Source organism: Exiguobacterium sp. s11 (assembly GCF_018619015.1).
Taxonomy (GTDB): domain Bacteria; phylum Bacillota; class Bacilli; order Exiguobacteriales; family Exiguobacteriaceae; genus Exiguobacterium_A; species Exiguobacterium_A indicum.
In genome coordinates this window covers 787,508-809,882 of the sequence record NZ_JACSNF010000001.1, presented here as the reverse complement: position 1 = coordinate 809,882, position 22,375 = coordinate 787,508, and the positions used below count along the sequence as shown (strand labels likewise).

The window sequence follows — 22,375 nt, the reverse complement described above, 5'->3', positions numbered from 1 at the left end:
AATTGTTCTAGTATAGTTTATTCGTGTTGACACGTCCCAATAGCTCAGCAGGATAGAGCAACGGCCTTCTAAGCCGTCGGTCGGGGGTTCGAATCCCTCTTGGGACGCTATAATTAAAATAGAGACTGCCCTTACGAGGGTGGTCTCTTTTTTTTATTCCGATTTTCGATTATAATTAAGGTATCATGAACTCGAAAGGGATGAATGCTATGTGGAAGAAAGTTGGAGCAGTCCTTATGCTAAGTACGTTTCTTGCTGGATGTAGTGAGATTTCAAATACAGTCGACGATGCAAAACAACAAGTCAACGATGTAAAAAATAGTGTCGATTACGCTGGAGAACTTCAAGGCATTGCAAAAGATACGGCCCAAGTCACGTCAGATTTGTCGGCTTCCCTGAATGAGGCGGCTACGACAGCGCGTGAATCTGCGAACCCTGAACAGGCACTCGATCAACAAATCGAAAAGTTGAAGGAAAACGGAACGATTGATCAGTTCAATCAAGAACTGGATCAAATCGATCAACGACTAGCGGGACTTGAAAATCCGCCGCAAGAATTGCAAAATTTAAGTGCAAAACTCGAGCAGTACGTGAATCAATCGGAAGATATCGCTCGATTACTTGAAGCTGACGTCTCATTAGATACGTTGAATCGATTAGGAATCGAGCAGGCGGGACAACTTCAAGAAGCGATCACGAACTGGACGTCTTTACTCGATCCATTTACGAAATAAGAAGTTGAATATGAAGGAGTGCCGGAATATGGGGACATCGCGCTGGATGGAACATGAACTAGAAGTAGAACGAGCGCGGATTCTTCGTTTGCCCGCTTCTAAACAAGAACAATTGATTATGGAATTAGAGACTGACCAATTGACAGGAGAAGATGTCTTACACCGGCTCTATGTCATTCAACCACTCTTAATGCATGACCGTGAACGATTTGAAACAGTGGCAGAACGTTTTCTTGAAGTCGAGGGTGTCGAGCAAGTGCTCGCACTCTTTCTTTATGAACTCGGAGAACGTTATCCGATGAAACTCGCTTTGCGCTCGGCGTCACCGTATCTGCCTTATGGGCTCGCGCTTCGATTAGATGAAATCAAACAACAGATGCGTGTTCGCGAACAAAAGCCGGCAGTTCAAAACAACCCTGTTGCGCAGCGTGAGGTAACAGCAGCAACGGAATTGATGCATGTGTTGCGACACGGCAGTTGGGTCGAACAAATGCGCCAATTGACCGGTGTGGAATTCGAACGGACACATGAGCTCATTGCATACATCACACAAAAATACCTTCAGGCGCAAGAGACAGCACATCAAAGTCTACTCGTCATTGATCAGTTATTAGGAAGCGTGCTTCATCACGTGCCATATCCGGTAAGCATTCATGTGCCACACTTAGATGTAGACTGGACGATCTCGTCACGTGAAGAGTTAGAAGAAATCCTGCTAGTACATCAACAGGAGCAACAAGCGTTACTGGCATCGATGCATACGTTAGAGCGAATGGATCCGTTTCGAGCGTTGCTCGTCCTGCGATCGGATCAATTGATCCATCTTGAAGAACGAGAACGAATCGGAGCAGACATGGAGAAGTGGCTCGCAGCATGCGAAGAACTCGCAGGTCTGACATTTGAACGTGAAGAACCGGAACGTATCCTCAGTCCGCTGGCGAAGCGGTTATATCGAGCGGCGCATATCCTTTATCCGGAAGTCATTGCATTCGAGCAAATTTACTTCGATTGAGACATCAGGAAACGATTCGTTCAACAGTGGTAATCGTCAGAACGATTGTGCTATAATGTGACTTGTTGTACACACATGTACGCTAATTGACAATTTTGGAGGGACTCAGCATGACTGCAAAATGGGAAAAACAATCAGGTAGCCTCGGCGTCCTCACGTATGAAGCGCCTGCTGAAGCATTTGATAAAGCGGTAGACCAAGCGTTCAAGAAAGTCGTTAAGACTTTGAACACACCTGGTTTCCGTAAAGGAAAAATGCCACGCGCAATGTTCAACAAAATGTACGGTGAAGAAGCACTGTACCAAGATGCACTCGATATCCTTTACAAGGACACAATCGAAGGTGCAGTCGTCGAATCAGGAATCGAGCCAATCGCGCTTGAGAACATCGACGTTGAAACACTCGAAAAAGGCAAGCCAGTCGAATTCAAAATCACGTTCGTCATCGAGCCAGAAGCTACACTCGGTGAGTACAAAGGTCTTGAGTACACAGCAGTTGAAACGAACGTTACTGACGAAGACGTCGACGCTGAACTCAAAACATTGCAAGAACGCGGTGCAGAACTCGTCGTTAAAGAAGATGGCGTCATCGAGAATGGCGATACAGTCGTATTCGACTTCGCAGGTTTCGATGGGGAAAACCAATTCGACGGCGGAACTGCTGAGAACTACTCACTCGTCATCGGTTCTGGAAACTTCATTCCTGGATTCGAAGAGCAAATGGTCGGTTTAAAAACTGGCGAGCAAAAAGATCTTGAAGTGACATTCCCAGAGGAATACCACGAAGCATCACTCGCTGGAAAACCAGTTACATTCAAAGTAACGATCCACGAAGTTAAAGCACAAGAGCTCCCTGAATTGACAGATGAGTTCGCAAAAGAAATGGATGAAGAAGTTTCTTCACTCGACGAGTTGAAAACAAAAATTCGTACGCGTCTCGAAAACACACGCAAACAAGAAGCTGATGCTTCAATGCGCGATGAGTTAGTCGAAGCGGCTACGAAAAACGCGACAGTTGATCTTCCAGAAGTCATGGTCGAAAACGAAGTCGAGCGTATGGTTCAAGAGTTCACACAACGTATTCAATCACAAGGCATCGACCTCAACATGTACTTCCAGTTGACTGGAACGACAGAAGAGGCAATGCGTTCTGAAATGAAAGAGCAAGCGGAAGAGCGCGTTAAAGCACGTCTCGTCCTCAAGCAAATCGTTGCTGACGAAAAAATCGAAGTAACAGATGAGGAAACTCAAGCTGAACTTCAATCAATGTCAGAACTCTACAACATCCCTGCAGATCAACTTGAAACGATGCTTGCACCACAAGGTGGTCTTGAAACGCTTAAAGGCGATCTTCAATTCCGTAAAGCTATCGATGTTCTCGTCGACAACGCAAAAGCAAAATAAGCCATTTCATGGTTTTCGATCGACTTCAAGCCCAATTTCTGGTCTTGGAGTCGATTTTTTTGTACGATAGGTCAAACAAGGACAAACGATCCTTGGTTCAGAACATCAAACTGTAAATCGTTCGTCCAGGATTTGAAAGACTTTCCTTGTTCATGCTACAATCATAAATAGTAAAACGTGAGACGGGATGCTACAGGCATCCATACAATTTCCACGTTAAAGGGGTGGACCTTTATGTTTAAATTTAACGAAGAAAAAGGTCAGCTAAAATGTTCTTTCTGTGGAAAGACACAAGAACAAGTACGCAAACTTGTTGCTGGACCTGGCGTTTACATTTGCGACGAGTGTATCGAACTCTGCAATGAAATCGTAGAGGAAGAACTCGGCACTGAAGAAGAAGTCGAGCTAAAGAATGTTCCGAAACCGCATGAAATTCGTACGACACTTGACGATTATGTCATCGGTCAAGAAAAAGCGAAGAAGTCGTTGTCTGTAGCGATGTATAATCACTACAAACGAATCAATGCTGGTGGTCGCGCAGATGATGTCGAGCTTTCGAAATCGAACATCGTCATGATTGGACCAACAGGTAGCGGTAAAACACTTCTTGCCCAAACGATGGCACGTATCTTGAACGTACCGTTTGCGATTGCAGATGCAACAAGTTTGACGGAAGCCGGTTATGTCGGTGAAGACGTCGAGAACATCCTGTTGAAACTCATCCAAGCAGCGGACTATGATGTTGAGAAGGCTGAAAAAGGAATCATCTACATTGATGAGATCGATAAGATCGCTCGTAAATCAGAAAATCCGTCGATTACACGTGACGTATCTGGTGAGGGTGTCCAACAAGCCTTGCTGAAGATTTTGGAAGGAACGGTTGCGAGTGTACCGCCACAAGGTGGACGGAAACACCCACATCAAGAATTCATCCAAATCGATACGACGAACATCTTGTTCATCGTTGGTGGCGCATTCGATGGTATCGATCAGTCGATCAAACGTCGTCTTGGTAAAAAAGTCATCGGATTCGGAAACGATTCAGAGAACCGTAACCTTACACAAAAAGAAATTCTGGCAGCTGCATTACCAGAAGATCTTCAAAAGTTCGGTTTGATTCCAGAGTTCATCGGTCGTTTGCCGGTCATGGCGACGCTCGAGCCACTTGATGAAGAGGCACTCGTTCAAATCTTGACGAAACCGAAAAACGCCCTCGTGAAACAATATAAGAAAATGCTTCAACTTGATGATGTCGAACTCGACTTCACGGAAGATGCACTTCTTGAGATTGCAAAACTTGCAATCGAACGTAAAACAGGTGCACGTGGTCTTCGTTCCATCATCGAAGAAACTATGCTTGATATCATGTTCGAAATCCCATCGCGTGAAGACATCGCGAAAGTCATCATTACAGCAGAAACGTTGACTGGTAAACGCGGTCCAACGCTTGAGTTGAAAGATGGTACAATTGAACATGGGAAAGAAAAAGAAACGGCGTAACACCGTGACAAATCGGCTCGGAGGCTACTTGTACGCCTTTCCGAGTCTTTTTGTTTAGGAGGAATTCGAATGAAGAAAAAACAATATCCACTTTTACCGTTACGCGGTGTTGTCGCGTATCCATTGATCGGATTGACGATCGATGTCGGGCGTCCGGTATCCTTGAAAGCCTTACTTGCATCAAAGGAACACGAAATCGATCTCGTCGTCGTCACGCAACGTGATCCAGAAGCAGAGCCGTCTGTCGACGGGCTGCATCAGGTTGGGACGCTCGTTCAAATTGCGAAGATGAGTGAACTCGGGAATGATACGGTCCGTGTCCGCGTCATCGGGAAGGAACGCGTCCGGATTGAAAACGTCGAGGAGACGGACGAGGGTTATCAAGCTGTCATCGAACCAATCGAGAAGATGGACATCAAAGGAGCGAAACAAGAAGCGCTCGTTCGTCTCATCAAAGAACAGTTTGGTCAACTCGTCTCCCGGATTAAAGGAATCGGAACCGATGAACGTCGCCGGTTCGAGACATACGAACGCCTCGATTCATTGACGGACTATATCACGTCGAAGCTACCAATCGATATTTCGAAGAAGCAGGAGTTTCTCGAACAACAGGATCCGGTCGAACGAGGATTGATGTTGCTTGACGTCATGAAACACGAATATGAAGTCGTCGAACTCGAACGTGAGATGCGTGAACGGACGAAGAAGACGATTGAACAATCGCAACGCGAGTATTACTTGCGGGAACAATTGAAGACGATTCAACAAGAACTCGGTGGCGAGTCGGCTTCTGTTGAAAGCGATGCGACGAAATACCGGGAGCAGCTTGCGATGCTTGATTTACCAGAAACGACGGTTGCGAACGTCGAGAAGGAAATCAGTCGTTTAGCGGTCGTACCGGCGACGAGTCCCGAACATGGGGTCATTCGCAACTATCTCGAATGGTTCTTCTCATTGCCGTGGAATGAAGCAACCGATGATTTCTTGAACGTCTCAGCTGCTTCGGAACAGCTTGAAAAGGACCATTACGGTCTAGAGAAGGTCAAAGAACGAATCCTTGAGTATCTTGCCGTTCGTCAATTGACCGACTCATTGCGTGGACCGATTCTTTGTCTTTCTGGTCCTCCAGGAGTCGGGAAAACGTCGCTTGCCCGTTCGATTGCTACAGCACTTGAGCGGAAGTTCGTCCGTGTCTCACTTGGTGGCGTGCGCGACGAAGCGGAAATCCGTGGACATCGCCGGACGTATATCGGTGCGATGCCAGGACGGATCATTCGCGGTTTAAAACAAGCAGGAACGAACAACCCGGTCTTCCTGCTCGATGAGATCGATAAGATGTCAAATGACTTCCGTGGTGATCCGTCGTCCGCGATGCTCGAAGTTCTTGATCCAGAACAAAACAACAGCTTCTCCGATCACTATATCGAAGAACCGTTCGATTTATCGAATGTCCTGTTCATCGCGACAGCGAACGATGTCTCGAACATCCCCGGACCGTTGCTTGACCGGATGGAACTGATTCAAATCGGTGGCTATACGGAACAAGAGAAGACGGAGATCGCTGTTCGTCATCTCTTATCGAAGCAACTGGCTGAACACGGTCTGAAAAAGAGTCAATTGACGGTCAAAGCAGACGCGCTAGAAGAAGTCGTCCGTCGTTATACGCGAGAAGCCGGTGTTCGGAATCTCGAACGTGTCCTCGGCTCACTTTGCCGGAAAGCAGCGAAACAAATCGCGATGGGGGAGAAGAAGCGGGTGACGGTGACGAAGCGTAATCTGGACGATTTCCTAGGCAAACCGATTTACCGCTATGGTCAAGGCGAGCTCGAAGATATGATTGGCGCGGTGACTGGTTTAGCGTATACTGCTTTTGGGGGCGATACGTTGACGATCGAAGTCAGCCTTGCTCCGGGTAAAGGGAAATTGCAGTTAACCGGGAAACTCGGTGATGTCATGCAAGAGTCGGCTCAGACCGCCTACAGCTTCGTCCGAGCGAATGCGACGTCCCTTGGCATCGAACCGAACTTCTACGAAACGCAAGACATTCACATCCACGTTCCTGAGGGTGCCGTACCAAAAGATGGTCCATCTGCTGGGATCACACTCGCGACAGCATTGATTTCCGCTTTAACAAAACGTCCGGTTCGCCGAGACGTCGGAATGACGGGTGAAATCACGTTGCGTGGACGTGTCTTACCAATCGGTGGACTAAAGGAGAAGTCACTCGCAGCACACCGTGCGGGCTTGACGACCGTTCTACTACCGCAAGACAATACGCGGGACATCGATGATATCCCGGAAAGCGTCCGCGCAGGAATGGAATTCATTCCGGTCGCGACGATGGAGCAAGTGCTCGAACATGCATTAAAAGGAGAGTAACATGAAAATTTATAAAGCTGATTTTATTACGAGTGGCGTCAATCCGGAACATTATCCGGAGCCATTGTTGCCAGAAGTGGCACTCGCTGGGCGATCGAACGTCGGAAAGTCCTCTTTCATCAATAAACTGGTCCAGCGTAAAGCACTCGCGCGGACATCTTCGAAACCAGGTAAAACGCAAACCTTGAACTTCTTCAACATCAATGATGAAGTCATGTTCGTTGATGTACCGGGTTACGGATATGCGAAAGTCTCAAAGACGGAGCGTGAAGCGTGGGGCAAAATGATGGAGAAGTACTTCACACAACGGGAAATCCTCAAAGGTGTCGTACAGCTCGTCGACATCCGACACGATCCGTCTGCGGACGATGTGACGATGTATGATTTCTTGAAGTATTACGATCTACCGGTCATCGTCGTTGCGACAAAACTCGATAAAATCAAGAAGAGTCAACGTGATAAACATATCGCGGCGATTAAACGTAAGTTGCAATTTGATGGTCAAGATACATTGATTCCTTTCTCATCTGAGACTGGAGAAGGCGTCGATGCAGCGTGGGAAGCCATTTATCGCTTACTATGAATTGATGTTAAGCCTATGAAATCAGTAAGATTTCGTAGGCTTTTTTTATGTATGGTACATAAGATATGTTTTATGAAAAAACTATTATTTCGTAATATAGTGTGTAAGAATAGCTATAATGACTATGTAATAAATGGGAGTGTGAATGGTTTGGATTTGCTTCGAAATAAATGGTTTAAGGCATTAATCTGGGTATTGGTGATTTTTCTCGTTATCTGGGTCGGTACAAAGATCTCATTTTTATTCCAGCCGATTAAAGTCATGCTGGCATTGATCTTCCCACCGCTGATCATTGCGGGGATTTTCTATTATTTCACGCTCGGTATCGTAGATGCATTGCAAAAACGCGTCAAGAAACGTGGTCTTGCCGTGTTGATCGTCTTGCTTGGTTTCATCACGATTCTGACGATTGCTGTCGCTTCGATCGGACCGATCTTAGTCGAGCAGGTGACGGATTTTGCGACAAGCATTCCGACGCTCGTCATCGAATTGCGCGATCAGACGTTAAACTTACGCGATCAATTGATGGACAATCGTTTCATCTCGACATGGGTTCACGAGAATACAGACTTGTTTGACAAGTGGACGAATGAAGCGACGTCGTATATCGGTACAGTCTTTAAGTCTGTCTCGACGTCTGTCGGAACGATTTTCGGTGTCATCTCTTCGACCGTCTTAATCATTGTCTTAGTGCCGTTCATCTTAGTTTATATGTTGCTTGACGGCTATAAGTTTCCGGATTCCGTCGTGAAGCTGTTGCCGAAAAGCTATGAAACAGAAACGCGTAAAATCTTGCACGATATGCACGTGACAGTGAAGCATTATGTCAATGGACAGGTTATCGTCTCAATCTGTGTCGGTCTCATGTCATTGATTGGCTTCTTCATCTCAGATATTCAATATGCGTTACTGCTTGCCTTATTCTGTACGGTCACGAACATCATTCCGTATCTTGGACCTTACATCGGTGCTGTACCGGCGGTCATCGTCGGGTTCATCGATGATCCGATCAAAGCCGTCTATGCGATCATCACGATCGTCGTCGCGCAGCAAATTGAGTCGAACTTGATTTCTCCTTATGTCCAAGGAAAAACACTCAAGGTTCATCCGCTGACGATCATCATCGTCTTGCTCGTTGCTGGGAAAATCGGTGGAATCATTGGTGTCATCCTAGCAGTTCCGACCTATGCGGTCACAAAAGTCGTCATTCAAAATATCGCTCGGATCTATCGTTTACGTCAGCAACGTCTCGACGTACCGGACGTGACGGTATCACCTGAATCCTTGAAGTAAAGTGTAACCCTCTGACCTTTTTAGGAGCAGAGGGTTTGTGATTTTCATGAGAGAGGGATAAGGTAGAAGAAGAGAAAAAATGAAGAAGATTTCACAACTTCGACTCATTTTAGTTTATAAATTGATTGGAATCTTTTTTATAATGGTTATAATGTAGGATAGAGAACGAAAAGATAGATCGGAACGAAATCTTTGGACGTAAGGGGTAGAGCGCATGCATATCGTAGTGGTCGGCTTGAATAACAAAACAGCGCCTGTATCAATACGCGAACAAGTCTCATTTGGGGAGCATGAGATGAAGGGAGCGGTCGTCGCATTGCGCGATGAAAAAAGTATTTTTGAAAGTGTCATCGTCTCGACATGTAATCGGACGGAACTGTACGTCGTGACGGATCAGCCACATACAGGACGATATTATACGAAACGTTTCCTTGCAAACTGGTTCGGTTTGACGATGGAGGAACTCGAGCCGTATCTCTTCATTCATGAAGGGTTTGATGCGATGAAGCATCTGTTCCGCGTGACAAGTGGACTTGATTCGATGATTGTCGGTGAAACGCAGATCCTTGGTCAAGTGAAGACAAGCTTCTTCATGGCGCAGAAGCTTGAAACGACAGGAACGGTCTTCAATAAACTCTTCAAAGAAGCGGTCACGCTCGCCAAACGGGCTCACGCAGAAACTGGAATCGGTGAAAATGCCGTTTCTGTCAGTGCTGCTGCTGTCACGCTTGCCGAACAGTTACTTGGATCGCTTGAAGATAAATCAATCGTCGTCATCGGTGCGGGAGAAACCGGCGAATTGACGACGCTCAACCTATATGAAGCAGGGGCACGCGATATCACGGTCTTTAACCGGACGTTAGCTAAAGCAGAAGAGGTCGCGAATCGGTTCGAAGGATCGGCACATTCGATTAACGAGATGCAGTGCGGTTTGCTTCGGGCAGACATCGTCATCTCTTCAACAGGTGCCAAACGTGCCATCATCAAACGGGAAGACATCGCGGCAGCACAGCTGTTCCGGCACGATCGTCCATTCCTCTTGATCGATATCGCCGTACCAAGGGACATTGAACCGACCGTCGGTGATTTACCGGGTGTTCATTTGTACGATGTCGATGATTTGACATCGATTGTCCAACAAAACATGGCGGAACGGATGAAGGAAGCGGCGAAAATCGAACAACGGATCGAAGCAGCAATCGCTGAGTTCGAAGGTTGGATGACGACACTTGGTGTCGTACCGATCATCACGGAATTACGAGACCAGGCATTGCGGATTCAACAAGAAACGATGCAAAGCTTGGAACGGAAATTACCGGATATGTCAAAACGCGAAAAAACCGTCATTGGCAAACACATGAAATCAATCATCAACCAGTTGTTGCGTGAGCCGTTGTCTTATATTAAAGATGCGGCAGCGAAGCCAGATGCCGATGAGCGGATTGCGCAGTTCATGGATACGTTTGCATTAAACGAAGACTTGTTCGAAGGGCTCGAAGATGATGTCATGACATCAGAAGAGACGACACCTTCTGCAAAAGCTGTGAACCGGTGAACAAAGCACGATTTGTGTTACAATAGAAAATGCATGGGGCGGACTTGTGCCGCCCCTTTATCATTGTACAGGGGGATTTTAGCATGCGAAAAATCATTGTTGGATCGCGAAGCTCGAAGCTAGCGATGACACAGACGAAATGGGTCATTGACCAGTTGAAACAAGCCGGCGCGCCGTATGAGTTCGAAATCAAGAACATCATCACAAAAGGGGACCGCATTTTGGATGTGACGCTCTCGAAAGTCGGCGGTAAAGGATTATTCGTAAAAGAGATCGAGCAACAGATGATTGACGAAGAAATCGATTTTGCCGTTCACAGCATGAAGGATCTACCTTCTGAATTACCGGATGGTCTCATCATCGGTGCCACACCAGCACGTGTCGATGCGCGTGATGCCTTGATCACGAAAACAGGCGAAGGTCTTGCTTCCTTGCCAGAAGGTGCAGTTGTCGGCACGAGTAGCTTACGTCGTGGGTCGCAATTGCTAAAACTCCGCCCTGATTTAAAAATCGAATCGATTCGCGGAAACATCGACACACGACTCGATAAATTAAAGAATGGTCCGTTTGACGGAATTTTGCTCGCAGCAGCTGGTCTACAACGGATGGGTTGGTCTGAAGACGTCGTCTCGGAATATCTCTCGACAGATGACATGATTCCAGCCGTCGGTCAAGGAATCCTCGGTATCGAATGTCGCGAACATGATCAAGAAGTACGTGACCTTCTGCACCTGATCCATGATCAGATGACGGAAAAAGTAGCTTACGCAGAGCGCGCGTTCTTAGCGGCGATCGAAGGTAGCTGTCACGTTCCGGTCGGTGGATTCGCAACGATCAACGAAGACATGTCAACGACACTTGTCGGATTCATTGGATCCGTCGATGGTGAGCAAATCCTACTCGAGCGCGAATCAGGTCTTGACCCGATGCAACTCGGTCAAGATGTTGCAGAACGTCTGCTTGCTTCGGGCGGTCGTGAGATTCTCGCGACACTTCCGGATGACTTGTAAGCAGGTACTCTTCACGGGCAGCCGACCACCGACGACCGAGCAGATGGCGCGACTGCGCGCCGTCGCGATCGAGTCAGTGCACTATCCTGTCATTGAAACGCGACCGGTTTCGTTTACATTGCCGAAGGGAATGGATTGGCTCATCGTGACGAGTCCGAATGGTGTCCACCGGATTGCTGATGCGTTGCCTGAATTAACAGCAACACGTATCGCGGTCGTTGGACGAAAGACGGCAGACGCACTTGCGAAGTACGGTCGAACGGCCGACTTCTGTCCGTCGACCTTTACAGGAGACGCACTCGTCGCAGAACTCGGACCACACTTGTCTGACGGCGATCATATCGTTTTTGCGCGTGGGAATCGGTCGCGTCAAGCACCAGTCGATCAGTTACGGAAACTGAATCGATTCACAATTGAAGATATCATCACCTATGAAACCGTCACCCGTCGACTACCTGAAGCACTTGTCAGAACTGCCACCTATATTGGACTGCAGAGTCCTTCCGCTGTCGAAGCGATTGCGCCGTTAGCCCCACAGACGATATTCATCGTCATCGGGACGGTCACGGAGCAAGCAGCAAAAGCAGCCGGACTTCAACCGATCCATGTCGCCCGTGAATTCACGGTGGACGGCATGATTGATCGTATCATTGAGGAGGAATCAGCATGAACACATTAGAATACGCACGTCACCGTCGTTTACGTCATACCGCATCACTCCGGTCACTCGTCCGCGAGAATCAGTTGCATAAATCAGATTTGATTTATCCGATTTTTGTCGCTGAAGGCGAAGACATTAAACGCGAAGTCAGTTCGATGCCTGGCGTCTTCAACTTATCACTCGATCATCTGACGGCTGAGATTGAAGAAGTCGTCGCACTCGGAATCGAATCTGTCATTTTATTCGGTGTCCCGCACGACCACTTGAAAGACGAGCAAGGATCAGGTGCGTTTCACGATCACGGGATCGTTCAAGAAGCGACACGTCTCGTCAAGAAGGTTGCCCCGCAGCTAACGGTCATCGCCGACACATGCTTATGTGAATATACGTCGACAGGTCATTGTGGAATCGTCGCCGACGGTACGGTCGATAATGATGCGTCATTACCGCTTCACGTCAAGACAGCAATCTCACAAGCCCGAGCAGGTGCCGACGTCATCGCGCCATCATCGATGATGGACGGATTCGTCGCAGCGATTCGTCAAGGATTAGACGAGAACGGCTTCAGTCACATTCCGGTCATGAGCTACGGTGTTAAATATGCGTCTGCTTATTACGGTCCATTCCGTGATGCAGCGAACTCGGCACCGGGAGAAGGCGACCGGAAAGGTTATCAAATGGACCCGGCAAACCGTCGCGAAGCGTTCCGCGAAGCAACAGCGGACGTCGATCAAGGAGCTGACTTCATGATCGTCAAACCTGCACTTGCGTTCATGGATATCATTCGCGATGTGCGCGAGCGAATCGATCTACCAATTGTCGCATATAACGTATCGGGTGAGTATGCAATGGTCAAAGCCGCTGCCTTGAACGGCTGGATCGACGAAGAACGAATCGTCCTTGAGACGATGCTTGGCTTTAAACGAGCAGGCGCTGATTTAATCATCACCTATTTCGCAAAAGACATTTGTCGTTACCTGGAGGGGTCGAAATGAGCTTAATTAACCAGAACTCAAAATCAAAAGAAGCATTCGAGCGGGCACTCCCGCTCATGCCGGGTGGTGTCAACAGTCCGGTCCGTGCTTATAAATCGGTCGGGATGACACCGATTTTCGCAGATCATGCGAAAGGATCGAAGCTCTATGATATCGACGGAAAAGAATATATCGATTATGTCTTGTCATGGGGACCAATGATTCTCGGTCATGCCGATCCAATCGTCACGTCAGCAATTCAAGAACAAGCAACGCGTGGCTGGAGCTACGGGACACCAACGGAAATCGAATCAGCGATGGCGGAAGTCGTCATCAGTCGTGTGCCGTCGGTCGAAGTCGTCCGGATGGTCAACTCAGGGACTGAAGCGACGATGGCTGCCCTTCGTCTCGCACGTGGCTACACAGGTCGGACGAAAATCTTGAAGTTCGAAGGCTGTTACCATGGTCACGGTGACTCGCTCTTGATCAAAGCAGGTTCAGGTGTCGCGACACTCGGATTACCAGATTCACCAGGCGTTCCGGCGCAAATCGCGAGCATGACGCTGACAGTTCCGTACAATGATTTGGACGCTGTCCGGATCGCGTTCGAAAAACATGGCGACGATATCGCCGGTGTCATCGTCGAACCGGCTGCTGGGAACATGGGCTTCGTGCCACCAGAACCAGGATTCCTCGAAGGCTTACGGGAAATCACGTCAGAAAACGGCGCCTTACTGATCTTTGACGAAGTCATGACCGGTTTCCGTGTCGGATTCCACTGTGCCCAAGGACATTTCGGTGTCACACCGGATATCACGTGTCTCGGTAAAGTCATCGGCGGCGGAATGCCAGTTGGTGCTTACGGTGGACGTCGTGACATCATGGAGCAGATCGCACCACAAGGTCCAATCTATCAAGCAGGTACGTTATCCGGGAACCCACTCGCGATGGCAGCAGGTCTAGCGACATTGACACAATTGAAACCAGAACACTATGCAGAGTTCGACCGGAAAGCGAGCCGTTTGTCAGAAGGCTACCTGAACGCTGCGGCGAAGTATAACATTCCGTTGACGACGAACCGTGCAGGCGCGATGTTCGGTGTCTTCTTCACGGATGAGCGCGTCACGAACTTCGAAAAAGCGAAAACATCGAACCTTGAGATGTTCCGTTCGTATTATCAAAAGATGGCGGCGCGTGGTGTCTTCTTACCACCGTCACAATTCGAAGGTCTCTTCCTGTCAATCGCCCACACGGACGAAGACATCGAGCGGACGATCGAAGCCGTCGAATTGACGTTCCAAGAACTCCAAGTTGAATTTGGTCGTTAAGCAGTTCTTGACGATTGCTTGAACTCTCGGCTAAAATAAGTAAAGAAGAAAATGGCAACAGCGATGACGGGAAGAGTAGTCCTGTATTCGTACCGGTGTAGAGAACACATCCTTGGCTGAAAGATGTGACGGGCGAACAGGAGGAAGGTCACCCCACGAGCTGGTATCGTGAGTCTTACGAGCGATATCCGTTCTCCACACGTTACGTGGCTCGAGGGCATCCGATTGTGGATGAACTAAGGTGGTACCGCGGAAAAAAGCAACGGCTTTCTTTCGTCCTTAGCATAGGACGAGAGAAGCCGTTTTTATTATGGACAAAAAGGGAGCGATCAGGATGCAGGAATTATCAATGCCAACGAAGTATGATCCGCAGGCAACGGAAGAAAAATGGTACGACTTTTGGGTGAAAGGTGACTATTTCAAAGCCGATCAGGATCCAGAAAAAGAGCCGTACACGATCGTCATTCCACCACCGAACGTCACAGGTAAATTGCACCTTGGTCACGCGTGGGACACAACGTTACAAGACATGCTGACACGGATGAAGCGGATGCAAGGATTCGACGTTCTTTACCTACCAGGAATGGACCATGCCGGTATCGCGACGCAAGCAAAAGTCGAACAAAAACTGCGGGCAGAAGGACAATCACGTCTTGAAATGGGGCGCGAGAAATTCCTCGAGCAATCATGGGCATGGAAAGAAGAGTACGCGTCAACGATCCGTGCACAATGGGCAAAACTCGGTCTTGGACTCGACTATTCACGGGAGCGTTTCACGCTTGACGAAGGATTGTCAGAAGCGGTTCAAGAAGTCTTCGTGAAACTTTACGAAAAAGGCTTGATCTACCGCGGCGAATACATCGTTAACTGGGACCCAGCGACGAAAACAGCGATCTCGGATATCGAAGTCATCTACAAGGATATAGAAGGTGCGTTCTATCACTTCAGCTATCCACTAACGGACGGTTCAGGTCACGTTGAACTAGCGACGACACGTCCTGAGACGATGCTCGGTGATACAGCGATCGCCGTGAACCCGAAGGATGAGCGTTATGCTCACCTCGTCGGAAAAACAATCACGTTACCAATCGTTGGTCGCGAGATTCCGATTGTTGCCGATGACTATGTCGACATGGAGTTCGGTACAGGTGTCGTTAAGATCACACCAGCGCACGACCCGAACGACTTCGAAGTCGGTAACCGTCACGAGTTACCACGTGTCCTCGTCATGAATGAAGACGGAACGATGAACGAGAACGCAGGGAAATACGAAGGTATGGATCGCTTCGAATGCCGGAAACAAATCGTTGAAGATTTAAAAGCAGAAGGTGTTCTAATCAAAATCGAACCACACTTGCACTCTGTCGGTCACTCGGAGCGTTCAGACGCGATCGTTGAGCCGTATCTTTCACTCCAATGGTTCGTCAAAATGGAACCACTCGCGCAAAAAGCACTCGAGGAACAACAAGGACCAGACAAGGTCAACTTCGTTCCACAACGCTTTGAGAACACGTATGTGCGCTGGATGGAAAACATCCGTGACTGGTGTGTCAGCCGTCAACTCTGGTGGGGACACCGGATTCCGGCTTGGTACCATAAAGAAACATGCGAAGTATACGTTGGCAAGGAAGCACCAGCCGATATCGAGAACTGGGAGCAAGACAACGATGTTCTCGACACGTGGTTCTCGTCAGCGCTTTGGCCGTTCTCAACAATGGGTTGGCCGAACAAAGACGCAGCGGATTATCAAAAATATTTCCCGACGTCGACACTCGTCACAGGTTACGACATCATCGCCTTCTGGGTATCACGGATGATCTTCCAATCGTACGAATTCACAGGACAACGTCCATTCCAAGACGTCTTGATTCACGGATTGATTCGTGATTCGGAAGGACGCAAGATGTCGAAATCACTTGGGAACGGAATCGACCCGATGGATGTCATCGAGAAGTATGGTGCCGATTCTCTTCGTTGGTTCTTAACGACAGGATCAACACCAGGCAACGACCTCCGCTTCTACTGGGAAAAGATCGAAGCAACATGGAACTTCTCGAACAAACTATGGAACGCAAGCCGCTTTGCCTTGATGAACATGGATGGTCTAACGTTTGATCAGATCGATTTGACAGGCGAGAAGTCACTCGCAGATAAATGGATCCTAACACGCCTACAGACGACGATTGACGACGTAACGCGTTTATCTGACAAATACGAGTTTGGTGAAGCGGGACGTATTCTCTATCACTTCATTTGGGAAGACTTCTGTAACTGGTACATCGAGATGGCGAAGTTACCGCTCAACGGGGAAGATGAAGCAGCGAAACAGACGACGCGTTCGGTTCTTGCCTATACGCTCGATCGGATCATGCGTCTGATGCACCCGTTCATGCCGTTCATCACGGAAGAGATCTGGCAACACTTACCGCATGAAGGCGAGACGATCACACGTGCTGCATGGCCAACACGTGAAGCGTCACTCGACTTCCCGGAAGCCGTTCCAGCATTCGAAGCGGTTCAGAACGTCATCCGTTCGGTTCGTAACATCCGCGCGGAAGTGAACGCACCGATGTCGAAACAGATCCAACTGTTCATCTCGACGAATGACGCACGTGTTCAAGACGACCTGTCGTCAAACAGCTCGTACTTGCAAAAGTTCACGAACGCATCTGAACTTCGAATCGAAGAACAGATGCCAGCACCAGAAAAAGCAATGAGTGCGATCGTAACGGGAGCAGAATTGTTCATCCCACTCGCGGACTTGATCAACATCGAGGAAGAAATCGCGCGCTTGAATAAAGAACTCGTCAAGTATACGAAAGAAGTCGAACGGGTCGAGAAAAAACTCAACAACCCTGGCTTCGTTGGCAAAGCACCGGCACATGTTATTGATGAAGAAAAGGCGAAGGCACTTGATTATACGGAAAAACGTCAAGCTGTCGAAGCACGCATCAACGAACTCTCACACTAATTACAGCAGTGGCTCAAGTTTCCTTGAGCCACTTTTTTTAAAGGAGCGAACAACATGAGGACGCGAGAAGATGTATTGGATTGGTTATCGAGCTTACTAGCATTTGGCGTCAAACCAGGTCTTGAACGGATGCAGGCGATGTTACTGGAATTACAGATTGACCCGGACGCGATTCCGACGATTCATGTCGCTGGCACGAACGGGAAAGGATCGACGGTTGCGTTCTTACGTGAGATGGGAATTGCGGAAGGATTACGCATCGGGACGTTCACGTCGCCGTATATCATTCAGTTCGAGGAACGGATTATGTTGAACGGGGTACCGATCGCAGAAGATGATCTCGTCGCCGCTGCGATCGCTGTTCAAGCTGCCATCCAGCATATCGATCCGGCACTCGGTACGGTCACTGAGTTCGAGGCATTAACGGGACTTGCTTTCTATTATTTTAATCAGATTCGTCCCGATTTCGTCATTTATGAAGTCGGACTCGGTGGATTGTATGATTCGACGAACGTCTTCAAGAAGCCGGTCGCAGCGATCATCACGTCGATCGGGCACGATCATCAAGCGATTCTCGGAGATACGCTCCAAGAGATTGCTTTACAGAAGTTCGGGATCATCAAACAAGGGACACCGGTCATCGCCGGAAAACTGCAGGAAGAGCTGACGGTACCGTTAATGGCGTATTGCGGTGACCGAAATGCGACGTTGAAATGGAGTCAGGAAGCGATCATCCGTTACCGTCTGAAAGAGACAGGAACTTGGGCGACATATGATGGGATTCCGGAGACACGCTTAGGTCTCGAAGGTCATCATCAAGTCCATAATGCAGCGAACGCCGTCATTTGTGCGCGACGACTTGGATGGTCGAAAGCGGCGATCCGAAAAGGGCTACGGGAGGCAAAACATCCGGGACGGTTTGAGATCATCTCACGCAAACCACGGATCATTCTCGATGGTGCGCATAATCCGGAAGGGATCACGGCACTTGTTGAACGGTTAAAAGAGGAATCAAAACCGGTGACGTTGCTCTGTTCGATTTTACGTGACAAAGACCGGACAGCGATGCTAGCGCAGTTACGTAGCATTACACCGGATATTTACGAGACGACGTTTGATTTCCCACGAGCTCGGACGCGAGAGGAGTTGCAGCAAGAGGGCGCGAACGTAACGACGGTCAAAGCATTCTTAGGTCACTTAAGCGCAAATCGAACATATGTCGTGACGGGATCACTCTATTTCATCAGTGAAGTGCGTCAAATGTACACAAACTCTTTTACAAAATAGGGAAAATGCGATTTCGCTCGTTATAATGAAATTGGGGAAGTATAGTCCCGGATTTCAAAGACATGATGAGGAGACGATGAGCGATGAGACAGTGGGTCCGTTTGTTAGTAGCAAGCTTACTGATTTTTTCAAGCTTTACGTATATACATGAACCGCATTCAAAAGCGGCGACAGGCGAGAAGTTCAAGATTTTAGAGATTCGTGATGATTGGTCGGCGACGAACCGGATTGATCCGGGAACGACAATCACGTCGTTATCATTGTTAAAAGAGTTGAATACCAGTCAATACGAAATCAAGATGATGACGGTCAAAGAGTTGAATGCGTCTCGTTTCTCACTTGATGGTGCATTTGATGCGATCGTCTTTGATCCATCTATTTTTACAGGAACAGACCGTTATTCGATTACAGTATCTGATTCGAAATCCAAACAGCATAATACCAGTAACATCGAAAATGATATTACGAAGTTAAAAGCGAATGAAATTTTGAAGAATTACATTCAAAAAGGATTACCAGTCTTTTTACACGCTGATGTGTTAACACATGCAACGAGTAATTTCACTTCGATTTTTAAGCCAAGCATGACGTCTGGTGCTGCGATTGCCTATACGGATTCAAAACAGGTCGTCTCCCGATTACAATCCGAAAAAATTGAACGACCTCGTTTAAGCAAAGTAGCGGTTTCGCAGGCTGGTCAATCGTTAACATCGGTGGATAAAGCAGCACCGGCTTCACCAGATAAACCAATTGATTTTAATTTTACGCTTGATCAAACTACGGCTAATACACGCGTTCAATTGTATATTGATTTCAATAGTAATGACCAGTTTGAGGAATCCGAAAAGGTCGATGAAAAACCAGCGACGATTTCTGGCTCCTTGTCCTATCAATTTGATGCACCGAGTTATACAGGACCACGGAACTGGATGATTAAAGTCGTAAGTGAAGATGGACTTTCGGATTATAAGATCGGTAGCTTCTTAATGAAGGATCAGGTAGCCCAAGCGAAGATTTTACAAGTCACGCGTTCGGGATCAACCGGCTCTATTAATGGATTCATGTCGGGTACATTGTTGAAACAAGACGGATTATATGACTTTAATGTCGAAGTATTATCTGCAACAACATTCAACTCGGACTTTCAAAAGAAAAATTTAAATACAAATTATGACATGTTGATTTTCGGGTTTCAAGATTCATATGGTGCTGCTGCACTAAGCGATCCTGCATCGAATGCAATCCTTGATTTTACGAATACTGGTCAAGGATTGATGTTGACACACGACACGATTTTCAGACCAGCTCAAACCGATAAACCTGAATTATTCTGGGAAACGAAATTTGCTGATCTTGCTGGTCAAAAGAACTTTACGAATATGGGATACGGGGCGCAACGACCATCAGGGCAGGCAGTCAAACAAAATGCCGGAGTCATGACTTCTTATCCATTTGCTTTGGCAGATACAGTAGCGATAGCAACGACCCACAATCAATACTTCGGCTTGGATCTTGAGCAACCGGACCTTATTCCGTGGTATAACATCCGTGAAAAAGATCTGAATACCTCGAACCAGGCTGCAGGTCGAACGATTGGGGACGCACGCAACCACTACTATATGTACACAAAAGGGAACGTTACGTATTCTGGAGCAGGACACACAACAAAATTTGATCAACAACAAGAAAAAGAATTGTTCTCGAATACGATGTATCGTGCTTTCATCGGTGCGAACCACAAGCCATTAATCAAGAATATCTTGCCAACGGACAAATCGAGCTATCTTGAGAATGAGCCGTTGACGATCTCGTATCAAGTCAACGACTATGATCTGCAAGACCGTGAGCTAAAGACACGGATCTATATTGATAATGAGAAAGTCTTTGAAAACAATAAGTTGAAGAATAACTCGTTCGTCAGTCAATCCTTCGAATCAAAATTAAAAGGTAAAACAAGTGTTACGATTCGAATCGAAGCAGAGGATCAGCGGGGAGCTAAGGCAATCGAGACACGGACCGTTCAAGTTGTTCGACCTGCTGTTTCTGCTCCTTTCGTATTATCTCGTTCTATTGATCCGGCTACTATTCCTAATGGTGAGACGGCTGAAATTTCATATACCATTAAAACAACACCTATGAAGCAACAAGAAGCTATTGGGGAGAATGGCTATATCAAAGGGAAATTTTCTGTGACGATGGAAAATATACTGTTCAATGAAAAATTACCGAGTAATTTAGAAGTGGTTTCAACTAGTGGGTTAAAGGATGCTATTATTTCTGGACAGTCTATAAAAGGCTACGCACCAAACATTGAATACGATGAAGCACTTGATGGCATTTACCAAGGGCAGTGGGTAGCTAAACAATCAGAAATAACATTTAAAGTAAAAGTAAAAGCTAAAGAATCTGCGGGCATTTACACGCTCGATAAAAAAGATAATGTGCTAACATCAACTAAAAATGTCTATAAAAATGAAACAAATCGTTCAGATAAACTAACGACAGTAAATAATGATCCACAAGCATTTCCGACACTTGGCTACGCATTGACACCGGCATTTGCGACAAGTGCGAAGATTCCATCCGTCAAGATGGATATCACGACACCATCGTATAAAGTCTTGCCAGAAATTAATCCGACAGGTAGCCAATACGGAACGTTGAAATGGTCGATCGTCGATCCGACGATTGCCTCAATCGATGAAGCAGGAGTCATTAAACCGAAAAAAGTCGGTACGACACAAATCAAATTAGTCGTTCCTGTAGGTAATGGAAAAGAACTCACGACGACATCTGATCTCGTGATCAATGATGTATTTGGTGGACTGATTGTAAGAAACGTACCGGATACACTGTACGTTGGTGAAACGAAATCCATGACGGGACTCGCTTCGATGATTTCAGGAAACGAGACACCGATTCAATGGATCATCACGAATGATTCGCATGTCAAAACGAATGGTTTATCGAAAAACACATTAGATTTGACCGGGAAAACACCTGGAACGATCACAGTTAAAGCTGTCGTTCCGGCAGAAGCAGGAAGTTCGACATACCTTGTCCAGTCTACGACCTATACAATTCAAGTGAAGCTACCGGAACTTTCGGTCGCCCCAAGTAATCTTGAACTCTGGGTCGGATCAACACAAGATGTGACGGCAACATTCAAACCGAATTACCCGTTACCATTTACGACGTCTACGTTGAGTAGTGCGATTGAACTGATACCAACAGCGAACGGTTATACGATTACAGGTAAGACCGGTACTCCAAATGGAGCTGTCGAAGCATTACTCACGTTGACGGATTTCCCAGATACGGTAGCAAAGACACTCGTTCGAGTCCGTGAGAACCCGACCAGCGTAACAGCTGATGATTTAATCATGACGATGAAGGATGAAAACAAACGACCACTCTTAGGGTGGTTCCCGGAAACGACGACTGAACGATTTTACCGGATGGAAGTGACGCAAGGGAAAGAGTACGTCAAAATCGATCCGACGGGCCAAGCGTTGCAACCGTTACGTCCTGGTGTGGCTCGCATTAAAGTCACTGTGCTAAAAGAAAATAAAGATGTGTTGGAAGTCTTGAAAAATGATAAGAAAACACCTTTGAGTACAACATTCAAGGTGACGATTGGTTCAGATTCAGGATCAACCGACTTGGATGGAGATGTATATTAAAA

Annotated in this window: 15 protein-coding genes, 1 tRNA gene and 1 other annotated feature; all 16 genes read left to right on the top strand. The window is 47.2% G+C overall.

Annotated features, from left to right (window positions below; translation table 11 throughout):
* Window positions 1-33 precede the first annotated feature (33 nt).
* The 16 genes from KNQ12_RS04480 (at window position 34) to KNQ12_RS04405 (ending at window position 22,373) form a co-directional block, all read left to right on the top strand.
* Window positions 34-107, top strand: a tRNA-Arg gene (locus KNQ12_RS04480).
* Between the two features lie 129 nt (window positions 108-236).
* Window positions 237-734: a hypothetical protein gene (locus KNQ12_RS04475; protein WP_235147586.1), complete on the top strand. Its 498-nt coding sequence runs from the start codon at window positions 237-239 to the stop codon at window positions 732-734.
* A gap of 28 nt (window positions 735-762) precedes the next feature.
* The gene (locus KNQ12_RS04470; RefSeq protein ID WP_058264738.1) at window positions 763-1,746 is read left to right on the top strand and encodes a hypothetical protein; all 984 of its coding nucleotides are present in this window, start codon (window positions 763-765) and stop codon (window positions 1,744-1,746) included.
* 110 nt (window positions 1,747-1,856) lie between these two features.
* Window positions 1,857-3,149: a trigger factor gene (gene tig, locus KNQ12_RS04465; protein WP_029342286.1), complete on the top strand. Its 1,293-nt coding sequence runs from the start codon at window positions 1,857-1,859 to the stop codon at window positions 3,147-3,149.
* Between the two features lie 234 nt (window positions 3,150-3,383).
* Window positions 3,384-4,649 (top strand): ATP-dependent protease ATP-binding subunit ClpX, encoded by a 1,266-nt coding sequence (gene clpX, locus KNQ12_RS04460; RefSeq protein ID WP_023468977.1) that lies wholly within the window; start codon window positions 3,384-3,386, stop codon window positions 4,647-4,649.
* A 69-nt stretch (window positions 4,650-4,718) separates the two neighbouring features.
* On the top strand, window positions 4,719-7,028 hold the full coding sequence (gene lon, locus KNQ12_RS04455) for an endopeptidase La (RefSeq protein ID WP_023468976.1): 2,310 nt from the start codon (window positions 4,719-4,721) through the stop codon (window positions 7,026-7,028).
* A 1-nt stretch (window position 7,029) separates the two neighbouring features.
* Window positions 7,030-7,611, top strand: a complete 582-nt coding sequence (gene yihA, locus KNQ12_RS04450; protein WP_023468975.1) for a ribosome biogenesis GTP-binding protein YihA/YsxC — start codon at window positions 7,030-7,032, stop codon at window positions 7,609-7,611.
* A 150-nt stretch (window positions 7,612-7,761) separates the two neighbouring features.
* On the top strand, window positions 7,762-8,904 hold the full coding sequence (locus KNQ12_RS04445) for an AI-2E family transporter (protein WP_214746537.1): 1,143 nt from the start codon (window positions 7,762-7,764) through the stop codon (window positions 8,902-8,904).
* A gap of 214 nt (window positions 8,905-9,118) precedes the next feature.
* Window positions 9,119-10,459 carry a glutamyl-tRNA reductase gene (hemA, locus tag KNQ12_RS04440; protein ID WP_035396598.1) on the top strand — a complete coding sequence of 447 codons (1,341 nt, stop codon included), beginning with the start codon at window positions 9,119-9,121 and terminating at the stop codon, window positions 10,457-10,459.
* Window positions 10,460-10,542: 83 nt separating this feature from the next.
* Entirely contained in the window at window positions 10,543-11,469 is a 927-nt protein-coding gene (gene hemC, locus KNQ12_RS04435) for a hydroxymethylbilane synthase (RefSeq protein ID WP_023468972.1), read from the top strand.
* Window positions 11,459-12,139, top strand: coding sequence for a uroporphyrinogen-III synthase (locus tag KNQ12_RS04430; protein ID WP_035396604.1), 681 nt, complete (start codon window positions 11,459-11,461; stop codon window positions 12,137-12,139). The genes hemC and KNQ12_RS04430 overlap by 11 nt, the downstream gene beginning before the upstream one ends.
* A complete protein-coding gene (gene hemB / locus KNQ12_RS04425; RefSeq protein WP_023468970.1) occupies window positions 12,136-13,125 on the top strand; it encodes a porphobilinogen synthase in 990 nt (329 codons plus the stop codon). The genes KNQ12_RS04430 and hemB overlap by 4 nt, the downstream gene beginning before the upstream one ends.
* Window positions 13,122-14,432 (top strand): glutamate-1-semialdehyde 2,1-aminomutase, encoded by a 1,311-nt coding sequence (hemL, locus tag KNQ12_RS04420; RefSeq protein WP_055968728.1) that lies wholly within the window; start codon window positions 13,122-13,124, stop codon window positions 14,430-14,432. The genes hemB and hemL overlap by 4 nt, the downstream gene beginning before the upstream one ends.
* A 54-nt stretch (window positions 14,433-14,486) precedes the next feature.
* Window positions 14,487-14,716 (top strand) — a binding site (T-box leader).
* A gap of 50 nt (window positions 14,717-14,766) precedes the next feature.
* Window positions 14,767-17,403 carry a valine--tRNA ligase gene (locus KNQ12_RS04415; RefSeq protein WP_483297637.1) on the top strand — a complete coding sequence of 879 codons (2,637 nt, stop codon included), beginning with the start codon at window positions 14,767-14,769 and terminating at the stop codon, window positions 17,401-17,403.
* 54 nt (window positions 17,404-17,457) lie between these two features.
* Window positions 17,458-18,690, top strand: coding sequence for a bifunctional folylpolyglutamate synthase/dihydrofolate synthase (locus tag KNQ12_RS04410; protein ID WP_075642589.1), 1,233 nt, complete (start codon window positions 17,458-17,460; stop codon window positions 18,688-18,690).
* 83 nt (window positions 18,691-18,773) lie between these two features.
* Complete coding sequence (locus KNQ12_RS04405) at window positions 18,774-22,373, top strand: DUF5057 domain-containing protein (protein ID WP_214746534.1); 3,600 nt, start codon at window positions 18,774-18,776, stop codon at window positions 22,371-22,373.
* Window positions 22,374-22,375 lie beyond the last annotated feature (2 nt).